A 14,217-nucleotide genomic window follows, 5' to 3' on the forward strand; every position below is an offset into this window, starting at 1 on the left:
GTTGCAGTCCGGGTGTTGCAGTCCGGGTGGGGTCAGCCGGCGAGGGCGAGCACGGCGTTGCTGCGCTCGGGGTCGCGCAGCAGCCGCAGCGACTCCTTCTCCAGCTGGCGGATGCGCTCCTTGGTCAGGCCCAGCTCGCGCGCGACCTCCTGGAGGGTGCACGGGCGGCCGTCGTTCAGGCCGTAACGGCGGCTGATGATGCGCGCCTGCCGCTCGGGCAGGGTGTTCACCAGGGTGCGCAGCTCGGCGGTCAGCTCGGCCTGCTCGACGACGTCGTGCGCCTGCACGCCGTCGGTGTCCTCGATGAGGTCGGCCACGGACGTGGTGCCGTCCTGGCCCACCGGGGTCTCCAGGCTGATCGCGTCGCGGCTCGCGCGGCGCAGGTCCACCAGGCGCGCCACGGCCATGCCGGTGGCCTCGGCGACCTCCTCGACGGTCGGGTCGCGGTCCAGCTCGCCGCGCAGCCGCCGTTCGACCTTGGCCGCCTTGTTCAGCTCCTCGACCACGTGGACGGGCAGCCGCACCGTGCGGGTCTGCTCGGCCAAGCCGCGCTCGATGGCCTGCCTGATCCACCACACGGCGTAGGTGGAGAATTTGAAGCCCTTGGTGTAGTCGAACTTCTCGACCGCGCGGATCAGGCCGATGTTGCCCTCCTGCACGACGTCGAGGAAGGGCAGGCCGCGCCGGGAGTGCTTCTTGGCGACCGCGACGACCAGGCGCAGGTTGGCCCGCACCATGTGGTCCTTGGCGCGCCCGCCCTCGTGCACGACGGTGCGCAGCACGCGGCGGCGCTCGGCGTCGAACGGGGCGGTCTCGCCCGCGTCGGCGGCGCGCAGCAGCTCGGCGGCGTACACGCCCGCCTCGATGCGCCGGGCCAGCCGGACCTCCTCCTCCGCGGTGAGCAGGGCGGTCGAGCCGACCTCGCGCAGGTAGTGGCCCACCAGGTCCTCGTCCTGGGTCCACTGACGGCGGGACGGGGCGGTCTGGGTGGTCGACGGCACAGCGGTCTCCTTCACCTGGGGTCGCGCGACGAGGGCGTGGACGGGCGACCTGCGACTGTCGAGGAGGTTCGCCCTGTGCCCCGGATCGGGGCTGCACCCTGTCCAACGAAACCCAACCGGTCCGTATTCCGCCCCGGGGGTGGGGGCGATCACGTGTGGTGACCGCCCCCACCGGGTCAGGCCCGTTCGAGCCGTTCCAGGCGCTCGACCAGCGGACGCAGCTCGCGCTGGACCACGGCCGCGACGAGGGCGGCCGGGTCCTGGCCCGCGGTGGCCGTGGCGGCGCGCAGGTGGGCGTAGCCGACCAGGGCGGCGGCCACGGCGCCGCGCGCGGCGCGCGGGTCCACGCCCAGGCCGCGCAGCGCCGCGCCGCCCGCGCCGCCCGGTTCGGCCACCAGGCCCAGCAGCAGGTGCTCGCACCCGACGTAGTTGTGACCGAGCGTGACCGCCTCGACGACGCTCAGCTCCAGCGCCGCCGCCGCGTCGGGGCCGAACGAGGTGGGCTCGCCCTCGCCGGTGGTCGTGGGCAGCGACGCCGCCACCCGACCCGGCTCGACCTCCAGCACCTCCAGCACGCGCAGCGCCAGGTTGCCGCCCTCGTCGAGGACGCCGCCCAGCAGGTGCTCGGTGCCCACCTGCGCCGAGCCCGCCGCGCGGGCGCGGTCGACGGCCAGCCGGAACACGGCCCGCACCCGGTCGGTGACGCGCGTCGCGCGGGCCGCCCGCTCCAGCGAGTCCGGGTCGTCGAGCCGGACGGCCCGGATGGCGGCGATCCGCCGCACGGCCTGCTCCAGCGCGCGCTGGCAGACCGCCGACACCGGCACGCCCGCGTCCTTGACCTGCTCGGCCAGCTCGTCCGGCAGGTACACGTTGATCTTCGGCACTGCGCCTCCCCCTCGGGAGTATTGGATAACCCCATGTGTACCCCCATGAAGGGTTACAGGCAAGGTGTGACCGGCGTCATAAGGCTCGCGTTCAACGTGGCGCGTCCTCCAGGGGGTTTCCGGTCCGCAACCGACACAGCGGCAGAAGGGGGGCGACGTGCGGGACGGCTTCGACGAGTTCGTCACCGATCGCCTCGATCGGCTCTTGCGCTACGCCACGGCGCTGACCTGCGACAGGCACCTGGCGCAGGACATCGTGCAGGACGTGCTGCTGCGCGTTCGGCAGAAGTGGGACCGGATCGGGGCGGTCGACGCCCCCTACCCGTACGTGAAGCGGATGGTGACCAACGACTACCTGTCGTGGCGCCGCCGCCGCGCGGCCCGCGAGGTGTCCGCGACGCACGCCGGTCTCGACGACCTGGGGCCCGCGGTGGCCGACCCGGCCGACCGGCACGCCGAGCGGGACGCGATGCGCGCCCGGATCGCCGTGCTGCCGCGCAGGCAGCGCGCGGCGATCGTGCTGCGCTACTACGAGGACAGCACCGACGCGGAGATCGCGCGGGTGCTCGGCTGTTCCGAGGGCACGGTGCGCAGCCACATCTCCCGCGCGCTCAAGACGCTGCGGGTCACCGGTACGACACGTACGGAGGTGCTGCGATGACCGAGCAGGAGTTCCTGATCCGCGAGGCGCTCGCGGACCAGGCGGAGCAGCGGGTGGACCACCGCGAGGTGCTGGCGCACCTGCACCGCGCCCAACGGCGGCGCCGCCCGCTCGCGCTGGTCGCGGTCGGGGTGCTCACCGCGGCCGCCGCCGTGGCCGCGGTGGCGATCCCGTTCGCCGTGGACCGCACGGCCGCGCCCGACGACCAGGCGCGGGTCACCCCGACCACCGGGCAGACCGTCCTGCTGCTGGGCCTGGACGACGGGGCGCCCGGCGCGGCGCGACCGGACGCCCTGGTGCTGCTGCGGCTCTCCCCCGACGGCTCGACCAGCGCCGTGTCGCTGCCGCGCGACACCCGGGTGGAGGTCCCCGGCGCGCAGCCGGCCAAGCTCAACACCTTCTACGGCACGGCCCACGAGCGGGCACTGGCCGAGGGGCGCGACCCCGACCTCGCGGGCGCGGAGGCCACGGTCGACGCCGTCGAGGCGCTCACCGGTGTCGCGGTGGACCACTGGGCGGCGGTCGGCACGGGGCGGTTCGCCGAGCTGAGCACCGCGGTCGGCGGGGTGGAGGTCTGCCTCGCCGCCGACGCCCACGACACCGTGACCGGCTTCGCGCTCCCCGCCGGCCGCCACGTGCTGGCGGGCGAGCAGGCCCTCCTGTACCTGCGCCAGCGGACGGGGACGCTGTCCGGCGACCTGCAGCGCGTGACGCGCCACCAGGCTTTCCTGCGCGGCCTGCTGGACCGGGTCGGCAGCCCGGAGGTCGTCGGCGACCCGGCGGCGCTGGCCCGGGTGGTGGCCCTGGCGCACGACGCCGTGCGCACGGACGAGGGCTGGGACGTGGTGGCCGCCGTGCGGCTGCTCGCCGGCGACGGGAAGCGGCGCTTCACGAGCTTGCTGGTCGACCCGGTCGCACCCGGCGTGGACGCCGACCCGGCCCGGGTGCACCAACTCCTGGAGAGGGCGCTGCGCGACCCGGCGCCGCCGACCGGACCCACGGACCCCGGGGCGCCGTCCTGGGCGCCGGGGTCCGAGGAGACGGTGCCCGCCTGCGTCCCGTAGGCGGTCCTCTGTGGACGGGGGAGCGACCCGGAAACGGTTCGCTCCCCCGTGGATACTCGGGGTGTGGAACGGACGCGGGTGGGGCTCGTCGGTGTCGGCACGATCGCGCGCACGCACCTCGCGGTGCTCGGCGAGCGGTCCGACGTGGACCTGGAGTTCACCGCGGACCCGGCGGCCCCCGGCCCCGGACCCGGTCCCCACTACCCGGACCTGTCGTCCGCGCTGGAGGCGCACCGGCCCGACCTGGTCGTGATCGCCACCCCCTCGGGCTCGCACGCCGACCTGGCCGCGCTCGCCCTCACCGCGACCGACGCCCGGGTGCTGGTGGAGAAGCCGCTGGTGCTCGACCCGGCGTCGCTGGACCGGCTGCGGGCGCTGGACACCCCGCGGCTGTTCACCGCGCACCACTTCGCGTTCTCCCCCGAGGTCGCGTGGGCGGCGGCCCTGCCGTTCGGCCCGGTCACCGGTGTCACGTCGGCGTTCTGCGACCCGTACGTGCTCAAGGGCGAGCAGGCGTTCGCCTCGTACACCTCGCCGTGGGCGGACTCGGGCATCAACCAGCTGACCGTGCTGGCCCGCCTGGTCGACCCGGTCGCGGTGACGTCGCTCGTGGAGGAGGACCTGGGCGCGTGGGCCACCGTCGACTACGCCTCGGCGGGCACGACCGGCCTGGCGCGGCTGCGCGTCGACTGGCGGACGGGGGCGAGCAGCAAGTCCACCGCCGTGTCGCACGGCGACGTGGAGGTCTGGCTCGACCACACCGCGATGACCGGTTTCGCGTTCCGCGGCGGCGAGCTGCTGGCGTCGTTCGGCACGGACGGCCGCACGCCGCGCAAGGTCGCCCACTACCGGCCGCTGTACGAGAGCCTGCTGTCGTCCTCACCGGACCCGGTGCTCGGCTTCGACGTCGCCGCCCACCTCGCCGGCCTGCACGCCTCGCCGGGGACCCGGTCGTGACGCCCCTGCGCGTCGTCGTGCTCGGCGTGAGCGGCGCGGGCAAGACCACGCTCTCGCGCCGACCGGCCCCGCTCGTCGGCGGCCCGCACGTGGAGCTGGACGGCATCCGGCACCGCGCCGACCTGCTGGTGTGGCTGGACCAACCGCTGCGCGTCGTCGTCCCGCGGCGGCTGCTGTTCCGCAGCCTGGGCCGGATCGCGCGCCGCACGGAGCCGTGGAACGGCAACCGCGAGAGCCTGAAGACCCTGCTGGGGCGCGACTCGGTGATCGCCTGGGCGGTCGCGCAGCACCGCGGCCGGCAGGCCGGCTACCCGTCCCGGCTCGCCGGCCTGCCCCACGTCCGCCTCCGCTCGACCGCCGAGGCGGACCGCCGGCTGGCCGGCTTCGGCGTCGCGGCACGCCGTCCCCCGGGGCCCGCCGCCCCGTGACGCGGGTCCCGGGCGCCGGGCGCGACCTCCGGGGCCTACCCCTCGCCGCGCGGTTCAGGGGCGATCAGCGAGACTTGACCCATGAACGACGAACCCGACGACCGGATCAGCTTCACCGACCTCGGGTTGCGCCCCGAACTGCTCCGCGCCCTGTCGGGCCTGGGTTACGAGGAGCCGACCCCGATCCAGCGCGAGGCGATCCCTCCGCTCACCGAGGGGCGCGACCTGCTCGGCCAGGCCGCGACCGGCACCGGCAAGACGGCGGCCTTCGCGCTGCCCGTGCTGGAGCGGCTGGCCGCGGCGGGCGAGCGGACCGACCGCGCGCCGTTCGCGCTGGTGCTGGTGCCGACGCGCGAGCTGGCCGTGCAGGTGTCGGAGGCGGTGCACCGGTACGGGCGCGACCTGGGCGCGCGCGTGCTGCCGATCTACGGCGGTCAGCCGATCGGGCGACAGCTGCGGGTGCTGGAGCAGGGCGTGGACGTCGTGGTCGCCACGCCGGGCCGGGCCGTGGACCACCTCCAGCGGGGCACGCTGAAGCTGGAGGGCCTGAAGGTCGTCGTGCTCGACGAGGCCGACGAGATGCTCGACATGGGCTTCGCCGAGGACCTGGACACGATCCTGGCCGAGACGCCCGACGAGCGGCAGACCGTGCTGTTCTCCGCGACGATGCCCTCGCGCATCGACCGCCTGGCCCGCCAGCACCTGACCGACCCGGTGCGCATCACGATCAGCCGCGAGCAGCCCGAACCGGGCGAGGCCCCGAAGGTGCGGCAGAGCGCCTACGTCGTGCCGCGCGCGCACAAGCCCGCCGCCCTCGGCCGCATCCTCGACGTGGAGGCCCCGACCGCGGCGATCGTGTTCTGCCGCACGCGCGACGAGGTCGACCAGCTCACCGAGACCCTCAACGGCCGCGGCTACCGGGCGGAGTCGCTGCACGGCGGCATCAGCCAGGAGCAGCGCGACCGGGTGATGGGCCGGCTGCGCAACGGCACCGCGGACCTGCTGGTGGCCACCGACGTCGCCGCCCGCGGCCTCGACGTGGAGCAGCTCACGCACGTCGTGAACTACAACGTGCCGTCCGCGCCGGAGTCCTACGTGCACCGCATCGGCCGGGTCGGCCGGGCGGGCCGCGAGGGCGTGGCGATCACGCTGGCCGAGCCGCGCGAGCACGGCATGCTCAAGACCATCGAGCGCGTCACCAAGCAGCGCATCCAGGTCGAGAAGGTGCCGACGGTCGCGGACCTGCGCACGCGCCGGCTGGAGCTGACCCGCGCCGCGCTGCACGAGAGCCTGCTGGAGGACGACCTGGAGGGCTTCCGGGTCGTGGTCGAGACGCTGGCCGACGAGTTCGACGTGATGGAGGTCGCGCTCGCGGCGGTGAAGCTGGCGCACGAGGCCAGCGGCGCGGCGGCCGACGAGGAGGAGATCCCGGAGTACGTGCCGCGCAGCGGCGGCGACCGGCGCGGCCGGGACGGCGCACCCGGTGGCGAGCGGCGCGAACGGCGCCCCCCGAGGCGGCCGACCGCGGGCATGACTCGCCTGTTCGTGGGCGCGGGCCGCAGCTCGGGCATCCGGCCGCAGGACCTGGTGGGCGCGATCGCGGGCGAGGCGCAGCTCAACGGCCGCGACATCGGCGCGATCGAGATCGCCGACCGGTTCTCCCTGGTCGAGGTGCCGGAGACGGCCGCGCAGCAGGTCATCGCGTCCCTGCGGGGCGCCACGATCAAGGGCCGCAAGGTGACCGTGCGGCGGGAGCGCGACGACCCGAGGTGACCGGACCGGGCCCGGCGGCCGGCCCGGTCGCCGTGCCGCGGTCCCGAGCGCAGTCCTGAGCGCCGCCCGGCATGTGGACGTGGTGGCGCGCCCGCCCTCCCCGTGGTTGGTTCGATGACGAACGAACTACGAGGAGGGTGCGATGACGACCACGGAGGACCTCGCCGCCGACTGGGCGCGGTGGCGCGAGGAGCGCGACGAGGGGTTGCGCGCGCCGCACGGCTGGCTGTCGCCGACCGCGCTGCACTGGCTCGACGGCACCCCGCGCGCGTTCCCCGGCGTGCCGGGCGAGTGGAGCACCGACGGGGAGGTCGCCCGCGACGGCACGGCCGAGCACCGGGTCGCCGAGGCGGGGTCGCTGCTGCTCGACGGCGAGGGCGGCACGAAGGTCGAGGTCGTCCTGCGCACCGGCCGCTACGCGATCCGCCTGCGCGACCCGGGGGCGCCCGCCCTGGCCTCGTTCACCGGGGTTCCCACGTTCGAGTGGCGTCGCGAGTGGGTGGTCGACGCGGAGTTCGAGGCGTACGACCCGCCGCGACCGGTCGTGGTGGACGGCGCGGTCGAAGGGCTGGAGCACCACCTGAGCGCGATCGGCGCGGCCCGGTTCGAGGTCGGCGGGCAGCCGCAGGAGGTGGTGCTGCACCACGGCCACGACGGCCGGCCGCAGCTGCTGTTCCACGACCCGTCCAACGGCGGCGCCACGGCCGGGTGGCGCGTGCTGTCGGCCGACGCGCCGGTCGACGGGCGGGTGCGGCTCGACTTCAACCGGGCGGTGAACCTGCCGTCCGCGCTGACCCCGTACGGCACGTGCCCGAAACCGTTGCCGGGCAACAGGGTCACGGTCCCGGTCGAGGCGGGTGAGCGCCGGGTCCGGTGACGACGCGGTCCACGGGCCGGTCGGGGTCGCCGCGGCGACCCCGACGCCCCGGAACCGCCCCACGCCGCGCCGCCGGGGACTAGCCTGCCACGATGGGTGATCCGCTGAACGCCGGGGACGACGCGGTCGAGGCGCTGGGCATGGTGGCCCGCGCCGCCCGCCCCTACCTCGACGCCCTCCCCCACCTCCCGGTGCGCGACGCCGCGCACGTCGACCTGCTCAAGGACCTCGACGGTCCGCTGCCGGAGTCCGGCGACGGCACCATGACCGCGATCGCCGACCTGCTGCGCATCGGCACCCGGGCGGCCACGCACTCGTCCGGGCCGAGGTTCTTCCACTTCGTCGTGGGCGGGTCGACCCCGGCCGCGCAGGCGGCGGACTGGGTGACGTCCCTGCTGGACCAGGCCGCCGGCCTGTGGCTCACCTCGCCGTTCGCCACGCAGGCCGAGACGGTCGTGCTGCGCTGGCTCAAGGAGCTGTTCGGCCTGCCGCCCACCCACGGCGGGGTGCTGACGCCCAGCGCGACGTTCGCGAACCTCACCGGCCTGGCGTGCGCCCGGTACTGGTGGGCGCGGCGGCACGGCGTGGACGTGACCTCCGAGGGGCTGGTCGGCCTGCCGAGGATGCCGGTGTTCTCCAGCGGCTACGTGCACGCCAGCAGCCGCAAGGCGTTGCAGCTGCTGGGCCTGGGCCGCGACTGCGTGCGCACGCCCACCCGTGACGACGCGGGCCGGCTGGACCTGGACGCCCTGGACCGCGAGCTGGCCTCGTCGGGACCGGCCGTGCTGATCGGCAACGCGGGCGAGGTCAACGGCGGCGACTTCGACCCGATCGACGAGATGGCCGACCTGGCCGCGCGGCACGACGCGTGGCTGCACGTGGACGGCGCGTTCGGCCTGTTCGCGGCCCTCTCGCCGCTCACCTCGCACCTGGTGCGCGGGGTGGAGCGCGCCGACTCGGTGGCGGCGGACGGCCACAAGTGGCTCAACGTCCCCTACGAGAGCGGGTTCGCGTTCGTGCGGGACCCGGCGCTGCTCGGGCACGCGTTCGGCGCCTGGAACGCCCCGTACCTGCCCCAGCCGGACGAGGAGCGGGTCAACTACAACAACCTGGGCCCGGAGTCGTCCCGGCGCGCCCGCGCCCTGCCGATCTGGGCGACCCTGCGCGCCTACGGCCGCGAGGGCCACCGGGCGATGGTCGAGCGCCACCTCTCCCTCGCGCTGCGCCTGGGCCGGCGCATAGCCGAGTCCCCCGACCTGGAGCTGCTGGCCCCGGTCACCCTGTTCATCGTCTGCTTCCGCTACCACCCGGCGGGCGCGGACCCCGCCACCCTCGACGACCTCAACCGCCGCCTCGGCGAGGACCTGGTCGAGGACGCCCGCGTCTACGTCGGCACCACCGTCTACCGGGGCGTCGTGGCCCTCCGCCCGGCGATCGTGAACTGGCGCACCACCGAGGACGACATCGACCTCCTGGTCTCCGTAATCCGCGAACTGGCCCCCCGCCCCCACCCCTGACCCCCGCGAGTCATGCGCTCGCGACCCGCGAGTCATGCGCTCATGACCCATGAGTCCGACATTCGCGCTCGACCCGCGCGTCACGAATGCATGACACACCGGGCGCGAGCGTCTGACTCGCGGGTCATGAGGGCATGACTCGCGGGGTATTTAGGCTTTGGGGGTGCGCAACGCGATCACGGACGTGCCCGGGGTGCTGGTGGGGCACGCCACGCGGATCGGCGGCGGTGCGCTGACCGGCACCACGGTGGTGGCGTTCCCGCACGGGGCGCTGGTCGCGGTGGACGTGCGCGGTGGCGCGCCGGCCACGCGGGACACCGCCGCGCTCGACCCGCGGTACGGCGGGCGCGAGGTGCGCGGGATCGTGCTGACCGGCGGCAGCGCCTACGGGTTGGCCGCGGCCGACGGCGCGGCGGACGTGCTGGGCGGGTTCGTACCTGCCGCCGCGCTGTTCGACCTGGGCCGGGGCGGGGACTTCGCCGCACGGCCGGGTGCCGCCGAGGGCGCGGAGGCCGCGCGCGACGCCGGGGTGCTGGTGCCGCAGGGCAACGTCGGCGCCGGCACGGGCGCGCTCAACGCCACGTTGAAGGGCGGCCTGGGCACCGCCTCGACGGACCTGGGCGACGGGGTCGTGGTGGGCGCGGTCGCGGCGTTGAACGCGGTCGGCCCGTCGGTGGACGTCACCACCGGCCTGCCGTTCGCGCACGCCCTCGGCCTGCCCGGCGAGTTCCCCGCGTTCCGCGACGACGACCCGGCCGCCGCCGCACGCCTCCACGGCCCCGCCGCGCCGTTCGACGCCGACCCGTCCAGCGCCCCACCGTTCAGCGCCGACCCGTTCAACGCACCACCGTTCAACACGGTGATCGGCGTGGTGGCCACCAACGCCCGCCTCCCGCACCCCTACGCGCAGGCCGCCGCGGCGCAGGACGGCCTGGCGCTGGCGGTGCGGCCCGCGCACGGCATGACCGACGGCGACACCGTCTTCGCCGCCCGCACCGGCGACCGCGACGCCGACCCCGACCGGGTGCTCGACGCCGCGCGCGCCACGTTCGCCCGCGCGCTCGTGCACGCCCTGCTGAGCGCCGAGTCCGTCACCACCGAGTGGCACGCGCTCCCGGCCTACCGGGAGCTGTACCCGCACACCACCGCCGCCTACCGGGGGAACTGAGATGCACGCGATGCAGTACGAGATCACCATGCCCGCCGACTACGACATGGGTGTCATCCGCCACCGGGTCGCCACCCGGGGCTCGGCGCTGGACACCTTCCCCGGCCTGGGGCTGAAGGCGTACTGCGTGCGCGAGCGCGGCGTGGACGGCTCGCCGGTCAACCAGTACGCCCCGTTCTACCTGTGGCGCACCACCGAGGGCATGAACAGCTTCCTGTGGGGTCCGGGCTTCAAGGGCATCCGCGACGACTTCGGCCGCCCCGTCGTGCGCAACTGGGTGGGCCTCGGGTTCGACCGCGGCCCGGCGGACGGCGTCGCGCACCTCACCCGCCGCACCGTCGACGTGCCGCCGGACACCACCCCGAACGACCTCGTCGACGAGGCGCTGGCGGAGTCGGCGAAGCTCGCCGAGCACCCCGGCGTGTACGCGAGCGCCGTGGCGATCAACCCCGACCGGTGGGAGCTGATGCACGCCACCCTGTGGCAGGACGCCCCCGAGGCGGAGGGCACGCGCTACCGCGTGCTCCACCTGTCCCGGCCGGAGGTCGACGGGCTCAGCGCGGGCCGCCACTGGTAGGTCGCGGCAGGCGGGCGCGCTCGGCGAACGGCACGGACACGTAGCCGACGAGGTCGAGCACCCCGCCGCTGCTGCGGTCCAGCTCCCGCGCCAGGCGCAGCACGTCGCGCTCCACCCGGCCCATCAGCCACGCCAGGAGCACGACGACGACGTCGGAGAGCAGCCCCACCTGGAACGGCATGTCCTCGCGCCGCCCGGCGGTGACGGCGCTGGCGAAGTCGGTCATGCCGCGCTCGGTCAGCTCGAACGGCCCGGTCTCGATGGCCCGCTTCATCGAGTCGACGACCAGCGGCACCAGCGACGCCCACACCTCGCGCGGGGCGACCTCGCAGATCAGGCCGCCGCACAGCGCGGTCGTCCACAGCGCCTCGGGGTCGCCCGCCCGCACCGCGCCCACGGCCAGGTGGGGCAGCAGTTCGGCGCCGCGCTCCCACGCCCCGGTCGCCACGAGCTTCTCCACGGCGTGCCGGTAGTGCTCCAGCGCCTTGGCGTGCTCGCCGCGCGCGGCGAACAGCCCGCCGAGGTCGTCGTGGAAGGTGGCCACCTCGGCGGCGGCGCCGAGCTGCTCGGCCCGCGCCAGGCCCACGGAGGCGTAGTGCCGCGCGGTCTCCAGCTCGCCCCGGTCGCGGTGGCAGCCGCCCAGCAGCCGCAGCGCCACCAGCTCCTGCCGGCCGTCGCGCTCGGCGCGGAACAGCTCCAGGGCCAGCGCGCCGGCCTCGACGGCGGCGTCCGGTGCCCCGGCGGCGCGGTGCCGCGCGCACTCGTCGAGCTTGAACGCGGCCTGCCGCGCCCGGTCGCCCAGCTCCGCGGCGAGGTCGTGCCCCTCCGCGGCGTAGCGCAGACCGGTGTCGGGGTCCTCCCCCCCGATCCCGGTGAGCACGGTGATCGACTCCAACCGGCCGGCCAGGTCCCCGTGCACGCGGTGCTCGTCGTACGCGGTCACCGCAGCCTGCCTCGCCTCGTCGGTCCTGCCCTCGTGCATCAGCAGCCTCGCCATCCTCAGCAGGACGTCCGCCCGGTCGCGGCACGCGTCGCCCAGCCCAACACAGCGTTCGAAGTCGTCGAGCGCCGCCCCGTGTTCCCCGCGCGCTTCGGCGCGGGACCCGGTGATCGTCCACCGGGTGGCCCAGCGGGCCTCGACCTCCTCCTCGGGCAGGTCGAGGGTGGGCAGCACGGCGTCGAGGCGCGCCAGCAGCGCCTCGGCCCGTGCGTCGTCCGGCTCCAGCGCCAGCTCGGCGAGCAGCGCGTCGGCGTAGGACGGGGTGTCGGTGGCGCCGCCGGCCTCGGCGGTCCGGCGCAGCGCGGCGATCTCGCGGTGCAGCACGCGCGCCAGCGGTTCGGGCAGGTCGCGGTCGTGCGCGAGGGCGGCGAGCAGCTCGCAGCCGGTGAGGGCGGCCTCGGCGTCGGTGGTGGACCGGTCCCGCCACTCGTCGAGCCGCCCGTTGACGGTGCCCGCGTACAGGTAGGAGCGCTCGATGCCGCCGGGGGTGCCGGTGTTGACGATGGCGTGCGCGGCGGGCGACTCCTCGGCGGTGAGCCGCCGCACCGCGGTGTGCGCGAAGCCGGCAGCCAGGCCGGCCGGGATGGTCCACAGGGTGCCGATGTAGCCGCGCGCGCCGGCGCGGACGAACTCGCGGGCCAGCGCGGTCCAGGGCCGGCACGAGTTGTTGAACACGATCGGGCGGTGCCGCAGGTCCAGCGGGACGTCCTGCTCGGGCAGCTCCCGCCCGCCCAGCACGATCACGTCGTCGGCGTCGTGGCTGTTGAGGAACACCAGCTCGACGGGCAGCCGCTCGACCAGGGTGCGCAGCAGGTCGAGCGGGGCGTCCTCGCCGGGCAGCACGATCGGGTGGGTGTGGTGGCCGAGGGAGGCGGTGGTGGCGGGCAGTTCGGTGAACGCGCCGGGGTCGACCACGACGCTGAACGCGGCGGGTTCGCGCGCCACGCCCGCCCGGTGCAGCTCGGTGAGCACGACCAGCGTCGGGTCGGCGACGACGTGCCCGACGGGCTTGCGCGCCCAGTTCACGTCGGCGGTGCGCACGAACGGGTAGGGCAGGCCGGTGGTGAACGCGGTCAGCCGCCGCTCCCCCACCGCCTCGACGGCCTCCTCGGGCACCTGCGCGGTGACGACGGCCTCGACCGCCGCGTACGGGTCGTGCCCGCCGGTGGACAGGTAGCGCCACAGGGCCTCGACGAACCCGATGCCCTTGACGGCGTCGCCGATGGCCCCGGCGGCGGCGGTGACCCGTTCCTGCTCCTCGGCGACGACGCGGTGCACGGCGTCCAGGTCGGGCGCGGGCACGACGACCAGCCGCGCGCCGCGGTGCCGCGCGTAGAGGGCGGCGACGAGGTCGGCGGCGGTGCCGGTGCGCTCGACGAGGACGGCCTCGTCGCCGTCGGGCTCGTCCGGCGGGAGCAGGGGCGGTGCGTCGTCGTCGACCCGCAGGGCGGCGCCGGCGCGCAGGGCGGTGACCAGGGCGGTGACGGGGTCGGCGTCGGGCGGGACGTCGAGCGTGCGCCCGGGTTCGCCGCCGCGCAGCAGCTCCCACGCCTTCGCGGTGAGCCCGACCGGGTCATCGCACGGCAGGTGCAGGCGCTCGGGCAGGTCGGGCAGCACCGCCGGGTCGGGTTCGTCGAGGAACACGGCGCGCCGCACGCCCGTGGCCGCGAGCAGGCCGGCGACCAGCGCGTCGTGGCGGTGCGCCGACCCGCCGGGCGCGGGGGTGAGCAGGGGCGTGAACCGGTCGGCGGGCAGGCAGGACAGCACGACGGCGGCCTCGCGCGCCTGGTCGGCCCGGCACACCACGACGGTGTCGCCGACGTCGAACACGGGGTCGCTGGTCACGGTGAGGGTCAGCTCGGAGCACCCGGCGGGCAGCTCGGCGGTCACGCCGCCGTCGTGCGCGGCGCACGGCGCGGTCCCGGAGACCCGCAGCGTCACCGAGCCGGGCAGGGTGAACTCGACGCCGTCGGGGCGCTGGGCGGCGGGCGCGTCGACGGCGAGCCGCCAGCGGGCGGGTGCGGGCAGGTCGAACACCTGCCGCAACACGGCGCGCACGTGCCCGTCGCGGGTCTCGTCGACCACCAGGTCGCGCGCGCCGGCCTCGGCGGTGAGGTGCTCGACGGCGTCCACCGGCGGTTTGCGGTGCACGTCGAGCAGGACCGCGCGCAGCATCCCCGCCTCGAAGCGGAAGCGGATTCCGTGCGGGGCACCGAGGTCCACTGGTTCACGCCCCTCGCGATGACCGGTGACCTGGGTGGTGGTGACCGGGGTTGGTGGTGACGGCAGGAAACTACGCCACCGGGGCGC

Annotated in this window: 12 protein-coding genes; 9 read left to right on the plus strand and 3 right to left on the minus strand. The window is 75.6% G+C overall.

Going from position 1 to position 14,217, the window contains the following annotated elements; genetic code table 11:
* Positions 1-32 precede the first annotated feature (32 nt).
* Entirely contained in the window at positions 33-1,001 is a 969-nt protein-coding gene (locus tag ACRAKJ_RS28855) for a sigma-70 family RNA polymerase sigma factor (RefSeq protein ID WP_438926579.1), read from the minus strand.
* Positions 1,002-1,177: 176 nt separating this feature from the next.
* The gene (locus tag ACRAKJ_RS28860; RefSeq protein ID WP_447008740.1) at positions 1,178-1,885 is read right to left on the minus strand and encodes a Clp protease N-terminal domain-containing protein; all 708 of its coding nucleotides are present in this window, start codon (positions 1,883-1,885) and stop codon (positions 1,178-1,180) included.
* Between the two features lie 157 nt (positions 1,886-2,042).
* On the opposite strand from ACRAKJ_RS28860, the gene ACRAKJ_RS28865 reads away from it, so the two are divergent.
* The 9 genes from ACRAKJ_RS28865 (at position 2,043) to ACRAKJ_RS28905 (ending at position 10,907) form a co-directional block, all read left to right on the plus strand.
* Entirely contained in the window at positions 2,043-2,546 is a 504-nt protein-coding gene (locus ACRAKJ_RS28865) for a SigE family RNA polymerase sigma factor (RefSeq protein WP_438926888.1), read from the plus strand.
* Complete coding sequence (locus tag ACRAKJ_RS28870) at positions 2,543-3,610, plus strand: LCP family glycopolymer transferase (protein ID WP_438926887.1); 1,068 nt, start codon at positions 2,543-2,545, stop codon at positions 3,608-3,610. The genes ACRAKJ_RS28865 and ACRAKJ_RS28870 overlap by 4 nt, the downstream gene beginning before the upstream one ends.
* A gap of 63 nt (positions 3,611-3,673) precedes the next feature.
* Complete coding sequence (locus tag ACRAKJ_RS28875; RefSeq protein ID WP_438926886.1) at positions 3,674-4,567, plus strand: Gfo/Idh/MocA family oxidoreductase; 894 nt, start codon at positions 3,674-3,676, stop codon at positions 4,565-4,567.
* Entirely contained in the window at positions 4,564-4,995 is a 432-nt protein-coding gene (locus tag ACRAKJ_RS28880) for a hypothetical protein (protein WP_438926885.1), read from the plus strand. The genes ACRAKJ_RS28875 and ACRAKJ_RS28880 overlap by 4 nt, the downstream gene beginning before the upstream one ends.
* 81 nt (positions 4,996-5,076) lie before the next feature.
* Complete coding sequence (locus tag ACRAKJ_RS28885; RefSeq protein WP_438926884.1) at positions 5,077-6,768, plus strand: DEAD/DEAH box helicase; 1,692 nt, start codon at positions 5,077-5,079, stop codon at positions 6,766-6,768.
* A gap of 142 nt (positions 6,769-6,910) precedes the next feature.
* Complete coding sequence (locus ACRAKJ_RS28890; protein ID WP_447008741.1) at positions 6,911-7,645, plus strand: DUF1684 domain-containing protein; 735 nt, start codon at positions 6,911-6,913, stop codon at positions 7,643-7,645.
* A 92-nt stretch (positions 7,646-7,737) separates the two neighbouring features.
* Positions 7,738-9,162 (plus strand): pyridoxal phosphate-dependent decarboxylase family protein, encoded by a 1,425-nt coding sequence (locus ACRAKJ_RS28895; protein ID WP_447008742.1) that lies wholly within the window; start codon positions 7,738-7,740, stop codon positions 9,160-9,162.
* A gap of 163 nt (positions 9,163-9,325) precedes the next feature.
* A complete protein-coding gene (locus ACRAKJ_RS28900; protein WP_438920588.1) occupies positions 9,326-10,330 on the plus strand; it encodes a P1 family peptidase in 1,005 nt (334 codons plus the stop codon).
* Position 10,331: 1 nt separating this feature from the next.
* Positions 10,332-10,907: a DUF4865 family protein gene (locus ACRAKJ_RS28905; protein ID WP_438920587.1), complete on the plus strand. Its 576-nt coding sequence runs from the start codon at positions 10,332-10,334 to the stop codon at positions 10,905-10,907.
* On the opposite strand, the gene ACRAKJ_RS28910 is transcribed toward ACRAKJ_RS28905, so the two are convergent.
* The gene (locus ACRAKJ_RS28910; protein ID WP_438920586.1) at positions 10,885-14,130 is read right to left on the minus strand and encodes a hypothetical protein; all 3,246 of its coding nucleotides are present in this window, start codon (positions 14,128-14,130) and stop codon (positions 10,885-10,887) included. The genes ACRAKJ_RS28905 and ACRAKJ_RS28910 overlap by 23 nt on opposite strands.
* Positions 14,131-14,217: the final 87 nt, after the last annotated feature.

The sequence above is a fragment of the Saccharothrix sp. DSM 118769 genome (assembly GCF_052936295.1).

Excerpts from the sequence above, each read along its gene's own strand:
- ACRAKJ_RS28870 (WP_438926887.1), top strand. The coding sequence starts at position 2,543 with ATGACCGAGCAGGAGTTCCTGATCCGCGAGGCGCTCGCGGACCAGGCG.
- ACRAKJ_RS28885 (WP_438926884.1), top strand. The coding sequence starts at position 5,077 with ATGAACGACGAACCCGACGACCGGATCAGCTTCACCGACCTCGGGTTG.
- ACRAKJ_RS28890 (WP_447008741.1), top strand. The coding sequence starts at position 6,911 with ATGACGACCACGGAGGACCTCGCCGCCGACTGGGCGCGGTGGCGCGAG.
- ACRAKJ_RS28895 (WP_447008742.1), top strand. The coding sequence starts at position 7,738 with ATGGGTGATCCGCTGAACGCCGGGGACGACGCGGTCGAGGCGCTGGGC.
- ACRAKJ_RS28905 (WP_438920587.1), top strand. The coding sequence starts at position 10,332 with ATGCACGCGATGCAGTACGAGATCACCATGCCCGCCGACTACGACATG.